Consider the following 16,893-nt stretch of genomic DNA (forward strand, 5'->3'; position numbering starts at 1 on the left):
TTATAATGGAATATTCGACTCAAATGCATGATATTACATCCTTTCAGGATAGAATTAGAAGCTTGAAGGAAAAATATGAAAAAGTAAAGGTATACTATTATAATGAAAGTGGGAAAAAGGAACAGCTTCAGGAGCAAAAAAGCAAACTGGAGACTTCGCTTCAAAAAATACTGGAAAATATAGATACTCTTGAAAAAGTACGTATTTTACTTCAAAAAGTATCCGAATATGCAAGAGAGCAATCGAGACAGCAAATAGAAGCATTAGTTACAAACTGTCTTCAGTATATATTTGATTCAAACCTTGAATTTAAAATTGAAATTGAAGAAGTAAGAGGCAGACCGGAAGCAGAATTCTATGTAGTAAGTAATATAAATGGTGACGCTATCAGGACAAAACCCCAGGAAGCAAGGGGAGGTGGGGTAATTGATATTATTTCCCTAGCTGTCAGGATAGCTATGCTCCAATGCAGCAATCTTGATATTAAAGGTCCGGTCATTTTGGATGAACCAGCTAAACACGTAAGCGATGAATACATTACTCAAGTGGCTGAATTTCTGAAACAAGTAAGTACCATGTTTGGAAGACAGGTAATAATGGTTACCCACAACAGACATCTGAGTGAAATTGCAGATAAATGGTATAGGATAGAAATGAAGGATGGAGTAAGCCGTATTACAAATGATTCTTGACATAAAATTTAAAAAAGTTTAAAATTATGCTGAGTGGACGTAAGTGATAGTCAAACAACTCTAAAGTTCGGAATAGTTTTTTATAGTAGTTTTGGCTTTGAGTTGCTAGAATATTTCGATTGAACAACAGTTTATGTCAATTTAGCGGTTGTTTATCAATATGTTCATCATACAATGATAATATATTTTACTTTCTTGGGTTTTCAAAAGAAGGTTATACCAGGGGATTTATAGATTTCACGCTGTCCGACCGGATAAATCGGATAGAGATCTATTTGGAGATGGAGTGTAATGTCTATATTTTTTTACGCGTTATTTATCGCTAAGTTGGGTATAATTTCTATAATGGGAAAATTTTTTTGAACCAGGATATATAGTTTAATATTATTATCTTTTCCTACAATAATAAAAATGGCAGGACTGAGCATTGAAAACTGAATATCGAGGAGGTGTGTGCTATTACTTTTGTAGGCGGATTACTGATAGGTATTGGTATTGCAGTAATTAGTGTAATTATTGCTTCAAAAATAATGTTTAATAAGGGTATCGAATTCAGAAAGAAAAAGGCTGAAGCCGAGATTGGAAGTGCAGAACAGGAGAAGGTCAGAATAATTAGTGAAGCGCAGAAAATAGGCGAAGGCAAAAAGAGAGAGGTACTTCTTGAAGCAAAAGAAGAAATCCACAGGAGTAGAGTAGAGCTTGACAGGGAAATCAAGGACAGACGTAATGAAATCCAGAGAAATGAAAGAAGATTGGTACAGAAGGAAGAAACTCTGGACAAAAAGATGGAGTCTCTTGAACAAAAAGAAGAAGTACTTAGCAAGAAAAGCAAGGAAACTCAAGCTATGCAGGATAAGATCAATGAGCTTTACAAGAAACAAATGGAAGAGCTCGAGAGAATATCCGGACTCTCTGTTGAAGATGCAAAGGAATATTTGTTAAGAAATATTGAAAATGAAGTAAAACACGAAGCAGCGATTCTTATCAAGGAAATTGAGACCAGAACCAAAGAAGAAGCAGACAGAAAAGCCCGTGATATTATTGCAACCGCAATTCAGAAATGTGCAGCAGATCATGTATCTGAAGCTACTGTTTCTGTTGTTCCTCTTCCAAATGATGAAATGAAAGGGAGAATAATAGGTCGTGAGGGTAGGAATATAAGAACTTTGGAAACTCTCACCGGAATTGATCTGATTATTGATGATACTCCGGAAGCTGTTATACTTTCTGGATTTGATCCAATAAGAAGAGAAGTTGCAAGAATAACACTTGAAAAATTGATAATTGACGGAAGAATTCATCCGGCAAGGATCGAAGAAATGGTTGAAAAAGCTAAGAAGGAAGTAGAAAACACAATAAGGCAAGAAGGCGATCATGCTACATTTGAAACAGGAGTACATGGACTACATCCTGAGCTTATAAGACTTATAGGTAAGTTGAAGTTTAGGACTAGCTATGGGCAAAATGTATTGAATCACTCAATAGAAGTTTCGCATCTTGCTGGATTGATGGCTGCAGAGTTAGGTGCAGATGTAATGATCGCAAAAAGGGCCGGTTTACTGCATGATATAGGTAAGGCTGTTGACCATGAAGTTGAAGGTTCGCATGTCACTATAGGTGGAGATCTTGCTAAAAAGTATAAGGAAAGCAATGAAGTGATAAATGCCATAATGGCTCATCATGGTGATGTAGAAGCGTCATCAATTGTTGCAGTACTTGTACAGGCTGCTGACTCTATTTCAGCTGCCAGACCTGGTGCACGAAGAGAAACACTTGAATCCTACATTAAGCGTATTGAAAAGCTTGAAGAGATTGCAAACTCCTTCCCAGGGGTAGAAAAATCGTATGCAATTCAGGCTGGTAGAGAAATCAGGATTATAGTTAAACCTGAAGATGTAGCTGACGATGAGATTATAATGAAAGCTCGTGAAATAGTAAAAATGATCGAAAGCGAGCTTGAATATCCCGGTCAGATAAAGGTAAACGTAATCAGAGAAACTAGAGCAATTGAGTATGCTAAATAGAGTGTCGCAAAAAGTTTATTCAGGTTTTGAAGCTTAATAAAGTAAAATTGATAAAAGCGTGCTAACATTATTGAATGTCAGCACGCTTTTATTATATAATACGCATAGGTCAGGTCATAAGACAAAGATGTATGTAGCATATGAATGGAGGACAGGTATTGAATATTTTATTTATTGGTGACATTGTTGGCAATCCGGGAAGAAAAGCTGCAAAGGAAATTATTCCCCAACTGAAAAAAAGCATGTCGATTGATTTTTGTATCGCAAATTGCGAGAATTCTGCAGGTGGAAGAGGAATAACCTATGTAGTAGCGCAGGAGATTTATAAATTAGGTATAGATGGTATAACGATGGGTAACCATGTATGGGCAAAAAGTGAAATATTGAACTTTATAGAAACTGACGGAAAATTAGTGAGACCAGCGAATTACCCACAGGATTTACCAGGAAGAGGTTCAGCAATACTCAGCAATGAAAAAGGTAAAATAGGAATACTGAATCTACTTGGAAGAGTATATATGGATAACATTGACTGTCCTTTCAAGGCGGCAGACAGGGAATTGGAATATTTAAAGAGCTTTACAAAAGTAGTACTGGTGGATATTCATGCTGAAGCATCATCAGAAAAAAATGCACTTGCATGGTATCTGGATGGAAGAGTCAGCTGTGTATTAGGAACTCACACCCATGTACAAACGGCCGACGAAAGAATATTTCCCTGCGGAACGGCTTATATAACAGACGTGGGTATGACGGGTCCATATGAAGGAATAATCGGTGTTGATAAAGATATTATTCTTGAGAAGTTCTTGAAGCATATGCCTGTAAAATTTGAAGTTGCAAAAGGTGTAGTGCAATTTAACGCGGTAGCTTTGGAAGTTGATGAAAAGACAGGTAAAACTATAAAAATTGAAAGAATTACCAAAATCCTGGACTAGTTTACTTTAATATTTATCCTAATAAAGTTTTTTTTGCTAAAATTTAACTAAAAAGAAGGATTTTCTAAATTTTTGTAGAATAATATATCCATATTAAGTTAGGGGGTTGTATTATGGATGTGTTAAAAGTCTCAGCAAAATCCAATCCAAATTCCATTGCAGGAGCTTTAGCAGGGGTAATAAGAGAGAGAGGAACTGCCGAGATTCAAGCAATAGGTGCAGGAGCATTAAACCAGGCAGTAAAAGCAGTTGCTATAGCACGTGGTTTTGTTGCTCCATCAGGGCTTGAGCTGATTTGTATACCGGCTTTTACCGATATACAGATTGATGGTGAGGAAAGAACTGCAATCAAATTGATTGTTGAGCCAAGAAGGTAGGAATTATAAAAATTCATATAAACGGAAGATATATAATGGTAAATAAGGCATAGAAAGTGTGATTATACACATTTTTATATGCCTTTTTTTTATTATAGTTTTATATTATACTATAGTAGAGACTCGTAAATATTGGAGGTAAGCTTTGTTAGACAGAATTAATGATAATGAAAAAATAAGCTTTAAGGAAAAAAACGGTGTAGTACTAATTCAGTTCAAAAACCTGAAGAAGTATGAGGATATTCTTATACACGGTTTTACAACAAGGTTTGGCGGAGTTAGTACGGGCGAGTGCCGGACTATGAATCTAGGATTTAACAGAAATGATATAAGAGAAAATGTACTGGAAAATTATAAAAGGGTTGCTGAGACTTTAGAAATAAATTATGAGCATATGGTGTTTTCAAATCAGGTTCATGACAGTAAGGTCAAGGTAGTCTGTGAAAGTGATAGAGGAAAGGGAATAATAAGGAGCAGCGACATAATAGGCTACGACGGCTTGGTTACAAATATTAATGAAGTTGCTATAGTTACTTTTTATGCAGACTGTGTACCGCTTCTGTTTTTTGATCCTGTTAAAAGAGTGATAGCTGAATCGCATTCGGGATGGAGAGGAACAGTAAAAGAAATTGCTTCAGTTACTATAAGAAGAATGGAAGAAGAATACGCAAGCAGTATAAACGATATTGAAGTTGCTATCGGACCCTCTATAGGAAAATGTTGTTTTGAGGTAGGAGAGGAAGTAATCAGTGAGTTTTCTGAAAAATTACCCTGGAGTTATGAATTCTGTCACAAAACAGGTACCGATAAGTGGCATATAGATTTACAGTCAATTATTCACAAGTCATTAATAAACACAGGTATCAATAAAAATAACATTGTAAGTTCGAATGTGTGTACCAAATGCAATAAGGATGTTTTCTTTTCACACAGAGGAGACTGTGGGAAAACCGGTAGTATGGCTGCTATAATGCAGCTGAAATAAAAATATCTTTGTTTTGAAAAAAGGTGAAAAAATGCATAAATTGAAGTTTATTTCAATTATTATTACGATTTCTATATTTATGACTTCATGTTCAATATATGGCGAATATAAGAATGAAGAAGAGCAGAAAAACCAAAAAATATCTGCGGAAAATGATTATGATGTAATGGATCAGGGGCCGGTAAAAGGGGGAGTTCTTAAGCTCTTCAGTACAAAACCTGATATTCTGAATCCCATTCTTACAAATAACCTTTACGTTCATAGTTTTTTAGGGTTGGTTTTTGAGGGAATGGTAAAACTGGGAAAAGACCAAAGGCCGGTAAGCGCATTGGCAGACAGGTGGGAGGTATCGCCTGACGGGTTGGTGTGGACCTTTCATATCCGCGAAAATGCAATGTGGCACAACAATATGCCTGTAACTGCGGATGATGTAAAATTTACTCTTGAAACTATTCAAAACAGCAAAATAAATAATATATATAAAAAAAATACTCAAAATATTTCATTGTTTACAGCTGTAGACAAAAACAATTTTAAAATATTCTTAAGAAAGCCAAATTCTTTTACGGCTGAGACCATGACATTCCCAATCATACCGAGACACTACTTCATGGGTGAGGATGTCACAAAGCTTGACGCAAGAGGAAACACGGAGCCTGTGGGAACAGGCCCTTACAAGTTTGTGAAATCAAATGATCCAAATATTATCAAGCTTATTGAAAATAATAAATGGTGGGGCTTGGAAGAAAAAGAGGATTCAAATGAAAGTAATTCTCCTTATATCGGTGAAATTGATGTGAGGATTTATGGGAGCGGTAAAGATGAAATAAATGCTTTGCAAATAAATGATATTGATGTTGCTTTCATCCAATCGGGAGATTTCGGCAAGTACAGCGGCAGGCCGGATTTGTCGCTTCGCAAGTTTATCAGTAAGAATTATGAGTTTATAGCTTATAATCTGGAAAATCCAATACTGTCGGATAAGCTCGTACGACAGGCAATTGCGTATGCGATAGATCGTTCAAAGATAATCAATGATTATCTTGCAGGTCAGGCTGTAGTTTCGGAAATTCCTGTGATGCCAAATACATGGCTATATGATACAAGTATCATAACCTATAACAGTAATAAGGCAAAAGCTAAGGAAATGCTGATACAGGGTGGCTGGGAGGAAGACGAGGGCGGGTTATTCAAAACTATAAAAGGAGTCAAGCGGTATTTAAATCTAGAGCTGATGGTTAACGACTATAATATAAACAGAAGTAAAATAGCAGATGAAATAAGCGCACAACTAAAAGAAATAGGAATAAATCTCAGTATTCGGAAAATAAAATGGGAAGATGAATTCAAACAAATAAGATCAAAAAGGTATGATATGGTTTTATTGGGGTACAGGGTAAGTTCAGTACCGGATATTTCTTTTGCATATTCATCAGCTGAGGCTTCTGGCGGCTTTAATATATCGGGATACAAAAATACAACTGTAGATCGATTACTTGAACAAATAGGTACTGAAAGCGATGAAAACAGGAGGAAATTATTGTTCACACAAATGAAGGGTATAATAATGGATGACATGCCTTATTTAGGATTATTCTTTTATAATAACGCAGCTCTTTTCAGTAAAAGAGTAAAAGGAGAGATAAGCCCGTCTATCTGGGATAGGTTTAACGGAATATCAGAGTGGTATATTGCGAATACACATAAAAAATAAGCAAATCTGTCTGAAAAACAGTGTGATAGCCTGATAAACTTGGGAGTATACGCTTTAAAACAAATTTAGCTTTACAAAATAAAGTATATGAATGTATAATTTGCATGATATCGCTTGACTATAAACTACAGGGAGAGTTTTATTAATGATTTGGATAATTATAATAATTATTGCATTGATTTTAGATCAATTAAGCAAATTTCTGGTAATAAACAACATAGGCCTGGGAGTATCAAATGCGGTGATAGAAAACTTCTTCTACCTGACATATGTAAGGAATAAAGGAGCAGCCTGGAGCATCCTTCAAAACGGAAGATATTTTTTTCTGATTATTACACCGATAATTCTAGCTGTATTGGGCTTTTATTTGACCAAGTCAAAAAACAAGCTCCTGAATATTTCAATTTCTTTTATAATTGGCGGTGCAATCGGAAATTATATTGACAGGTTGTTCAGAGTGAGTGTAGTGGACTTTTTAGAGTTTCATTTCGGATCATACATATTCCCGATTTTTAATATTGCAGATTGCTTTATAGTTGTAGGTACTTTTTTACTGGGATATTACCTGATCTTTTTGCACAAGGATAATAATGAAGAAAAGATAGAGGCGGAATAAAAGCAATGGATGACTTAAAACTATTTTCCGATCAAGAGAACATGAGGATAGACGCCTGGCTTTCGGTAAAGCTTGAAAATCATTCGCGGACATATGTACAGAAGCTCATAGATGATGGATTTGTAAAAGTGAATGGGAAAGACATAAAAACAAATTATAAAGTAAAAATTAACGATGAAATATCGGTTAATATTCCAAAACCGGAGAAGCTGGACGTTAAGCCGGAAAAAATCGATCTTGATATTGTATATGAAGATGAAGATATTATTGTTGTAAATAAACCCAAAGGTATGGTTGTACACCCGGCAGCAGGCAATCACACAGGCACTCTTGTAAATGCACTAATGGAATATTGCAAAGAGGGTTTGTCTGATATAAACGGGGTTATACGTCCGGGAATAGTACATCGTATTGATAAGGATACTTCTGGGGTATTGGTGATTGCGAAAAATAACTTGGCACATGAAAGATTATCCGAAAAACTGAAAATCCATGATATAAAGCGTGTCTATGTTGCAATAGTTGATGGTATTATAAGGGAAGAATCAGGAAAAATTGATGCTCCCATAGGAAGGCACCCTGTAGAAAGAAAAGAGATGTGTGTAAATACAAAAAACGGGCGTAGGGCAGTCACTTACTTCAAGGTGTTGGAAAGATTCAAAGATGCAACACTTATTGAAGTGACATTGGAAACCGGAAGAACTCATCAGATAAGAGTTCATATGTCATATATAGGGCACCCTGTAACAGGGGACAAAGTATACGGTAAGAAAAAGCAGAAACTAAACATAGACGGACAGGCTCTTCATGCGAAGATATTAGGGTTTGAACATCCTGTAAGTAAAAAGTATTTGGAGTTTGAAGCACCCATACCGGGCTATTTTCAGAACCTTTTAGAAGATTTAAGAAAACCTATGGACAAAGATAAGTGATTGTGATAATATTAATAAGAAATAAAAATATACCTTTTAAAAAGTCCAGAGAGGCTGCAAGGGTGCAATAACGTTTAATGAAATCTATTCAGTTTGTCTAATTGAGTATGATAAATCATTTTTGAGCGTATACAAGCTTCTTGCTATCTGGCGGGAAGCTTTATTAATTTGAAATGGGGTGTACCATGATGATAGAAAAAGCAGAAATTATGGACGAAAGTGGCATGATGAGAGCCATAACAAGAATATCCCATGAAATAATAGAAAAAAATAAAGGTATCAATGATGTTATATTAATAGGAATACAGAGACGTGGAGTCCCTCTCGCAAAGATGATAGCAGAGAAGATAAAGGAAGTGGAAGGTGCTACCGTACCTGTGGGCATACTGGATATTACACTCTACAGAGATGATTTGAGCATGTTGTCGGAGCATCCGATAATAAACGGTACTGAGATTGACTTTCCTGTGACAGGAAAAAAAGTTATTCTTGTAGATGATGTCATATTTACCGGCAGAACGACAAGAGCTGCGATAGATGCAATAATGGATATCGGAAGGCCTAAAATGATACAGCTTGCTATAATCATTGACAGAGGACACAGAGAACTTCCAATAAGACCGGACTATATCGGTAAGAATGTTCCTACTGCAAGAAATGAAGTTATTAATGTAAAAGTAAAGGATATAGACGGTATAAACGCTGTAACCATAAGCGATATGGAGAAGGAAATATAGTACAAAGACTGTAAAATGAGAGGATAATCACTATGAAAAGAGAAATGAAAATCCTGAAAATTAATAGTTGTAAGTATTATTCGGATAATTACTCGTTATTCATTTTCTCTTTTAAGTTAATTAATAAATTTGTGAATAGTAAGGAGTAAGTGTCCTTGCTATTTTTTTAATATATAGGGAAATATGGTTTTATATACCAGTGACTTATTGATAGTTTATATCTAAAGAAAAATAACTCTTAATTAAGATGACAGGGGTGGGGTAAAAGTGATGCTAAAGTCAAAAGACCTGCTTGGACTGAAAGATATCACAGCAGAAGAAATCGATCATATTCTGAATACTGCAAAAACGATGAAGTATATTTTAACGGCAAATAATAAAAAAACGCCGCATTTACAGGGAAAGTCCATAATTACTCTTTTCTATGAAAATAGTACTAGGACAAGACTATCATTTGAACTTGCATCAAAGTACATGAGTGCAAGCGCGGCAAATATCTCTGCTTCAAGCAGTAGCGTTTCAAAGGGAGAAACACTTATAGATACCGGAAAGACAATAGATATGATGGGTACGGATGTAATAATTATCAGGCATCCGATGTCCGGAGCACCTCATTTACTGGCAAAGCATGTAAATGCTTCTGTTATTAATGCGGGAGACGGGATGAACGAGCATCCTACACAGGCTCTTTTGGACATGTTTACAATAGTTGAAAAGAAAGGCAGTCTCAAAGGGCTTAAAATAGCTATTATTGGAGATATATTCCACAGTAGGGTAGCAAGAAGTAACATCTGGGGTATGCTGAAAATGGGTGCAGAAGTCAGTGTTGCAGGTCCGTCTACACTAATGCCTCCAGGCATAGAACAAACAGGCGTAAAGGTGTACAGCACAATACAGGAAGCTTTGATTGATGCTGATGTGGTAATGGGTTTACGAATCCAGCTCGAAAGGCAAAAGAAGGGATTATTTCCTACTGCGAGAGAATATGCAAGGTTTTTCGGTCTGGATGACAAGAGACTTAAATTTGCAAAGGAAGATGCGCTTCTAATGCATCCAGGACCTGTAAACAGAGGGCTTGAGCTTTCAAGCAGTGTAGTTGATTGTGACCAATCTGTCATAAATGAACAGGTTATGAACGGTGTAGCTGTAAGAATGGCGCTCTTGTATCTTTTGACTAGGAGGGGTATCAGTGAGAATAATAATTAAGAATGGACATGTTATAGACACTAAATCCGGCAGAAATGGAAAATACGATATAGTCATTGAGAACGGCAAAGTAGTTGAAATAGATAATGATATTGAAGTAACGCCAACTTGCGATCTTATTGATGCTTCAGGAAAGTATGTTATACCCGGACTAGTGGATGCACATTGTCATTTGAGAGATCCAGGATATGAGTATAAGGAAGATATAGAAACAGGAACAAGGAGTGCAGCAATGGGTGGTTTTACTTCAATAGCCTGTATGCCTAATACAAATCCTGTTATAGACAACCAGAGTGTAGTAAGGTACTTAATAAATAAAGGCAAACATGAAGGTATAGTTAATGTTTACCCTATAGGAGCTATTTCTAAAGGGCAAAAGGGTGAGGAATTATCGGAAATAGGAGAGTTGAAATTTGCAGGAGCGGTTGCAATCTCTGATGATGGTAAGCCTGTAAGAAATCCTTCATTGATGAAGAAAGCACTTATGTATGCCTCAATGTTTGACATGACTGTAATATCTCACTGTGAAGATATGGAGCTGGCAGAAGACGGTGTGATGAACGAAGGATATCAATCCACGGTTTTGGGACTAAAAGGAATACCTTCAGCAGCGGAAGAAATAATGGTATCCAGGGACCTGATCATTGCTGAATATACAAAGACACCAATCCATATAGCACATGTAAGTACAGAGCTTTCTGTTGATTTGATCAGAAACGCCAAAAAACGCGGAGTCAAAGTAACGGCAGAAACCTGTCCGCACTATTTTACACTTACTGAAGAGGCCTGTACAGATTTTAATACATTTGCAAAGGTTAATCCTCCTCTCAGGACAAAAAAAGATGTAGAAGCAATTATAGAGGGCTTGAAAGATGGTACCATAGACATAATTGCGACAGATCATGCTCCTCATCATATAGACGAAAAACGTGTTGAATTCAGCGTTGCTGCAAACGGAATTGTTGGTTTTGAAACAGCACTGCCGCTGGCAATTACGTACCTTGTACAACCTGGACATTTGACAATGGAACAGCTGGTAGAAAAAATGTGTGTAAACCCTTCAAAAATATTAGGATTGAATAAAGGGTCTATAGACGTAGGAAGAAGTGCAGATATTGCAATAATTGACACTGAAGAAGAATATGTCGTTGATATAGAAAAGTTTCAATCAAAAAGTAAAAACTCACCGTTTGACGGTTTTAAGTTGAAGGGTACAGTAAATTGTACAATTGTAAATGGAAAAGTAGTAGTACGTGAAAAAGTGTTATTATAAGGAGTTGAAGTATGTTTATTGACAGTCTTATAGAAAACATTAAGGCGAAGAACAATCCGACTGTTGTTGGGTTGGATCCAAGGATTGAGTATGTTCCACAGTATATAAAAAATAAAGCCTTTGAAGAGTATGGAAACAACCTGAACGGTGTTGCCGAGGCCATATGGGAGTTTAACAAGGGAATAATAGATGCAGTTTGCGATATAGTACCCGCTGTAAAGCCGCAGTTAGCCTACTATGAAATGTATGGACTTGACGGTATAGAAGTTTTTGAACGGACAATAAGGTATGCCAGAGAAAACGGTATGCTTGTTATAGCTGACGGAAAGAGAAATGATATTGGAAGTACTGCTGAAGCATACTCTACTGCATACCTTGGGAAAACAAAACTTGAGGGTGATAACTATACAGCAGCATTTGAGACTGATGCATTGACAGTAAGTCCGTATCTTGGTGTAGATGGGGTAAAGCCTTTTATAGATGATTGTAAAAACTACGGAAAGGGCATTTTCATACTGGTCAAGACTTCAAACAAATCATCAGGACAGCTACAGGATTTGATTACACAGGATGGTAAGCATATTTATGAAATAATGGCTGCATTGGTCAATGAATGGGGTAATGATGTGAAAGGAAAGTATGGATATAGCAGCGTAGGTGCTGTTGTAGGTGCTACTTATCCCGAACAGGCAAAAGTCTTAAGAAAGATAATGAAGAATGCATATATTCTTGTACCAGGATACGGAGCACAGGGTGGAACGGCGCAGGATATAGTAAGCTCATTTAATGAGGATGGGCTGGGCGCAATAGTAAATGCATCCAGAAGCATCATGTGTGCCTATAAGGCGGATTTATGGAAGAGCAATTTCAGTGAGGAAAGATATAGTGAGGCTTGCAGAGCAGAAGCATTAAGAATGAAAGATGACATAAACGCTGCGATAAAAGCGGCCTATGGAAAGTAACCGCACAGGTCACAGAAATACTCATGTAAAAAAGGCAATTAATTAGTAATTAGCCTATAATATAGATTTAAGGGGTGTAATAAATGAAGGCGATATTGGCGCTTGAAGATGGTACGGTTTTTCATGGTAACAGCTTTGGGATAGAAGGCGAAATAATTGGAGAAATAGTATTTAATACAGGAATGACAGGATACCAGGAGGTTCTGACAGATCCATCGTACTGTGGTCAGATTGTTACGATGACATATCCACTTATAGGCAACTACGGTGTTAATCTGGAAGACATAGAATCAAGTAAACCGCAGGTAAGAGGGTTTATTGTAAGAGAGCTTTGCAAAACACCCAGTAACTGGAGATCGATAGAATCCTTGAATGAATACCTGAAGAGACATAATATAATAGGAATTGAGGGTATTGATACAAGAGCTCTTACAAGAATTTTAAGGGATAAGGGCACTATGAAAGGAATTATCTCTACTAACCCTGACTTCAAGCTTGAAGAAAGGCTGGAAGAGATAAAAGCTTACGCTATAAAGGAACCTGTACACCAGGTAACTACAAAGGAAGTTGCACACTATAAAGGTACAGGATTTAAAGTTGCGCTTATTGATTATGGAATAAAACAAAATATAATAAGGTCACTAATTAAAAGAGGTTGTGATGTACATGTGTTTCCGGCATGGACAAGTGCAGAAGAGATATTGGACATAGATCCTGACGGCATAATGCTTTCAAACGGACCTGGTGATCCAAAGGATTGTCAGGATGAAATAAATACACTGAAAAAACTTATCGGTAAGAAACCAATATTTGGAATATGCCTTGGACATCAGCTGACAGCATTAGCAAATAATGCAAATACACAAAAACTCAAATACGGCCACCGTGGGTGTAACCACCCTGTAAAGGATCTGAACAAGGATTTGACTTATATTACTTCACAGAATCACGGATATACAATCATTGAGGATTCACTGGATACGGAAAGAATGGAAGTAAGCCATAGGAATATGAATGACGGCACTATTGAAGGTGTAAGATATAAGGATGTGCCTGTATTCACTGTTCAGTTCCATCCGGAAGCTTCGCCCGGACCAACAGATACGGCATACCTTTTTGATGAATTCATAGAACTGATGAAAAAACATAAGAGCATTTAATTGGCGGCTATTGGTTGCCGATTGATTTGAATGGGGGATAGAGATAATGCCTAAACGAAATGATGTTAAGAAAGTACTAGTTATAGGTTCGGGACCGATTATCATAGGACAAGCTGCAGAGTTTGATTATGCAGGTACTCAAGCCTGTCAGGCCTTAAAGGAAGAAGGTATTGAAGTTGTTCTTGTAAATAGTAACCCGGCTACAATAATGACAGATACAAATATAGCTGATAAGGTTTATATAGAACCACTAAATGTTGAGGTAGTAAAAAACATTATTTTAGAAGAAAAACCTGACAGCATACTGCCTACATTGGGTGGCCAAACAGGATTGAATCTGGCTATGGAACTTGCAGAATCAGGATTTCTTGAAGAAAACGGTGTAAAGCTGCTCGGTACTAAGACAGATGCTATAAAAATGGCTGAAGACAGGCAAGACTTCAAGGATACAATGGAGAGGATAGGCGAACCATGTATTGCCAGTAAGGTAGTAAATACTATTGAAGATGCAATGGCTTTTGCGGCAGAGATAGGATACCCTGTTATTGTAAGGCCTGCGTATACGCTTGGGGGTACGGGCGGCGGTATCGCATACAGCAAGGATGAACTGCATGAAATCGGTTCAAATGGATTGCGTTTAAGTAGAGTAAATCAGGTTTTGATAGAAAAATGTATTGCAGGTTGGAAGGAAATAGAGTATGAAGTAATGAGAGACGGAAAGGGCAATGTTATTACTGTATGTAATATGGAAAATATTGACCCTGTAGGCGTGCATACCGGAGACAGTATTGTTGTGGCTCCCTCACAGACACTTGCAGATAAGGAATATCAGATGCTGAGAACAGCATCCTTAAAGATAATCTCGGCACTGGGTATAGAAGGAGGATGTAACTGCCAGTTTGCCCTTCATCCTACCAGCTTCGAGTATGCTGTAATAGAAGTTAATCCTAGAGTTAGCCGTTCGTCTGCTTTAGCTTCAAAGGCAACAGGCTATCCTATTGCTAAGGTTGCAACAAAAATTGCCATAGGGTATGGGCTTGATGAGATAAAAAACGCCGTCACAGGAAAGACGTATGCATGCTTTGAACCAACACTGGACTATGTTGTTGTAAAGATACCAAAGTGGCCGTTTGACAAATTTGTAAAGGCAAAAAGAACACTGGGTACACAGATGAAGGCTACTGGAGAAGTAATGGCTATAAGCAGCTCTTTTGAGGGTGCTCTTATGAAGGCAATCCGTTCTCTGGAGCTGGGGTTGTTTACTCTTGAGCAGGATATCTATAAGCAATACGATGCAAACCAGATATTGGAGAAATTAAAGGATATAAATGACGAAAGAATTTTTGTTATAGCTGAGGCCATAAGAAGGAGCATTTCGGTAGAGGAAATAAACGATATTACAAAGATTGATGATTTCTTCCTTTGTAAGATTAAAGAATTGGTACTGATGGAAGAAAAACTTAAGTCCTTGGAGATAGACAGCCTGACAAAGGAAATATTGAGAAAAGCAAAGAAAATGGGCTTTACAGATGCGATAATTGCGAAGTATATAGGCTGTGAGAAGAAAGATATCAAAAACCTTAGAAAAGAACTGGGCATAAAAGCTGTATATAAAATGGTTGATACATGCGCTGCTGAGTTTGAAGCAGTCACACCATATTATTATTCAACCTTCGATGAAAGATGCGAAGTAAAGGAATCTGATAATAAAAAGGTATTGGTAATCGGCTCCGGACCTATTAGAATCGGTCAGGGTATCGAATTTGACTACTGTTCGGTGCATTCAGTATGGGCACTTAAGGAAGAGGGCTATGAAACTATCATAGCTAACAATAATCCGGAAACAGTAAGTACTGACTTTGATACCTCAGACAGGCTTTACTTTGAACCTTTGACGCCTGAAGACGTAGAAAACATAGTGGAAACCGAAAAACCTGCAGGTGCAATAGTTCAGTTTGGAGGACAGACGGCTATAAAGCTGACAAAGGCCCTAAATGAAATGGGAGTTAAGATTTTCGGTACTGAACCTAAATATGTAGATGCTGCTGAAGACAGGGAAAAGTTTGATGCTATCCTTGAGGAAGTAGGAATTCCAAGACCTAAAGGTAGAACCGTATTTACTTTGGAACAGGCACTGGAGACAGCGAATGATCTGGGTTATCCTGTACTGGTAAGACCTTCCTATGTCCTTGGCGGACAAGGAATGGAGATAGCATACAGTGATAAGGATGTCACTGAGTTTATGGAAATAATAAATAGGGTAAAACAGGAACATCCTATTTTGATAGATAAATATATGATGGGTAAGGAAATAGAAGTTGATGCAATATGTGACGGGGAAGATATACTTATTCCGGGTATAATGGAGCATCTTGAAAGAGCCGGAGTACATTCTGGAGACAGTATTTCTGTATATCCTACTCAGACTATAGACGAAAAAACGAAAGAGCAGATAATAGATTATACAAGAAAGCTGGCAAAAGCGCTGCATGTAGTTGGGTTGGTTAATATCCAGTATGTGCAGTATAACAACGTGCTGTATGTAATTGAAGTAAATCCACGTTCAAGCCGTACTGTCCCGTATATAAGCAAGGTGACAGGAATACCTATGGTAAATATAGCAACAAAACTGATGATGGGTAAGAAACTCAGTGATTTCCGCTACGGAACAGGACTATATAAAGAAGCGGATTATGTAGCTGTGAAAGTTCCGGTATTCTCATTTGAAAAACTGCACGATGTAGATACGAGCCTTGGACCTGAAATGAAATCTACAGGTGAGGTACTGGGAATAGCAAGGAGTGTAACGGAGGCACTGTATAAAGGTATAGTAGCTTCAGGTATAAAACTTCCAAAGAAAGGCGGCGGTATACTGATGACTGTAAGGGATACCGATAAGCCTGAACTTATAGGGATTGCAGAAGATTTTGAAAAACTGGGCTTTGAATTATGGGCTACAGGTAAAACTGCGAAAATGTTAAACAGTCAGGGTATTGCTACAAATGCAGTTAAAAAGATAGATGAAGGATCTCCGAATCTCATAGACTTGATACAATCGGGAAAGATAAGCATGGTTATTAATACTCCTACAAAAGGTCGTAAACCTGAAAGAGACGGTTTCAAAATAAGGAGAAAATCTGTAGAAATTCAGATACCTTGTCTTACATCACTGGATACTGCAAAGGCTGTAATTCAATGTCTAAAGCTGGGCAAAGATGTAGGGGAGCTGGATATAATCAACTTGAGCGTGTTTGACTAAACAGTATTATTAGCGGAG

14 protein-coding genes are annotated in these 16,893 nt (G+C 37.3%); all 14 read left to right on the top strand.

Going from position 1 to position 16,893, the window contains the following annotated elements; genetic code table 11:
• Positions 1-5: 5 nt before the first annotated feature.
• The 14 genes from N3I35_11160 to carB all read left to right on the top strand — a co-directional run bounded on the left by N3I35_11160 (position 6) and on the right by carB (position 16,875).
• Positions 6-692, top strand: a complete 687-nt coding sequence (locus N3I35_11160; protein MCX8130642.1) for an ATPase — start codon at positions 6-8, stop codon at positions 690-692.
• A gap of 449 nt (positions 693-1,141) precedes the next feature.
• Positions 1,142-2,716 (top strand): ribonuclease Y, encoded by a 1,575-nt coding sequence (gene rny / locus N3I35_11165; protein MCX8130643.1) that lies wholly within the window; start codon positions 1,142-1,144, stop codon positions 2,714-2,716.
• 158 nt (positions 2,717-2,874) lie between these two features.
• Entirely contained in the window at positions 2,875-3,654 is a 780-nt protein-coding gene (locus tag N3I35_11170; GenBank protein ID MCX8130644.1) for a TIGR00282 family metallophosphoesterase, read from the top strand.
• Between the two features lie 113 nt (positions 3,655-3,767).
• Complete coding sequence (locus tag N3I35_11175; GenBank protein ID MCX8130645.1) at positions 3,768-4,031, top strand: stage V sporulation protein S; 264 nt, start codon at positions 3,768-3,770, stop codon at positions 4,029-4,031.
• Between the two features lie 145 nt (positions 4,032-4,176).
• Positions 4,177-5,016: a peptidoglycan editing factor PgeF gene (gene pgeF / locus N3I35_11180; GenBank protein ID MCX8130646.1), complete on the top strand. Its 840-nt coding sequence runs from the start codon at positions 4,177-4,179 to the stop codon at positions 5,014-5,016.
• A gap of 31 nt (positions 5,017-5,047) precedes the next feature.
• Positions 5,048-6,730: a peptide ABC transporter substrate-binding protein gene (locus tag N3I35_11185; protein MCX8130647.1), complete on the top strand. Its 1,683-nt coding sequence runs from the start codon at positions 5,048-5,050 to the stop codon at positions 6,728-6,730.
• Positions 6,731-6,875: 145 nt separating this feature from the next.
• Positions 6,876-7,346 (top strand): signal peptidase II, encoded by a 471-nt coding sequence (gene lspA, locus N3I35_11190; GenBank protein ID MCX8130648.1) that lies wholly within the window; start codon positions 6,876-6,878, stop codon positions 7,344-7,346.
• A 5-nt stretch (positions 7,347-7,351) separates the two neighbouring features.
• Entirely contained in the window at positions 7,352-8,278 is a 927-nt protein-coding gene (locus N3I35_11195; protein MCX8130649.1) for an RluA family pseudouridine synthase, read from the top strand.
• A gap of 188 nt (positions 8,279-8,466) precedes the next feature.
• Positions 8,467-9,015: a bifunctional pyr operon transcriptional regulator/uracil phosphoribosyltransferase PyrR gene (gene pyrR / locus N3I35_11200; GenBank protein MCX8130650.1), complete on the top strand. Its 549-nt coding sequence runs from the start codon at positions 8,467-8,469 to the stop codon at positions 9,013-9,015.
• Between the two features lie 267 nt (positions 9,016-9,282).
• Positions 9,283-10,221 carry an aspartate carbamoyltransferase catalytic subunit gene (locus tag N3I35_11205; protein MCX8130651.1) on the top strand — a complete coding sequence of 313 codons (939 nt, stop codon included), beginning with the start codon at positions 9,283-9,285 and terminating at the stop codon, positions 10,219-10,221.
• On the top strand, positions 10,205-11,494 hold the full coding sequence (locus tag N3I35_11210; protein ID MCX8130652.1) for a dihydroorotase: 1,290 nt from the start codon (positions 10,205-10,207) through the stop codon (positions 11,492-11,494). Before N3I35_11205 ends, N3I35_11210 begins: the two co-directional genes overlap by 17 nt.
• An 11-nt stretch (positions 11,495-11,505) precedes the next feature.
• Positions 11,506-12,456 carry an orotidine-5'-phosphate decarboxylase gene (pyrF, locus tag N3I35_11215; GenBank protein MCX8130653.1) on the top strand — a complete coding sequence of 317 codons (951 nt, stop codon included), beginning with the start codon at positions 11,506-11,508 and terminating at the stop codon, positions 12,454-12,456.
• Between the two features lie 83 nt (positions 12,457-12,539).
• Positions 12,540-13,616: a carbamoyl phosphate synthase small subunit gene (locus tag N3I35_11220; GenBank protein MCX8130654.1), complete on the top strand. Its 1,077-nt coding sequence runs from the start codon at positions 12,540-12,542 to the stop codon at positions 13,614-13,616.
• A 46-nt stretch (positions 13,617-13,662) separates the two neighbouring features.
• Positions 13,663-16,875, top strand: a complete 3,213-nt coding sequence (gene carB, locus N3I35_11225; GenBank protein MCX8130655.1) for a carbamoyl-phosphate synthase large subunit — start codon at positions 13,663-13,665, stop codon at positions 16,873-16,875.
• Positions 16,876-16,893 lie beyond the last annotated feature (18 nt).

This window comes from Clostridia bacterium, assembly GCA_026414765.1.
Classification (GTDB): domain Bacteria; phylum Bacillota; class Clostridia; order Acetivibrionales; family DSM-27016; genus SKW86.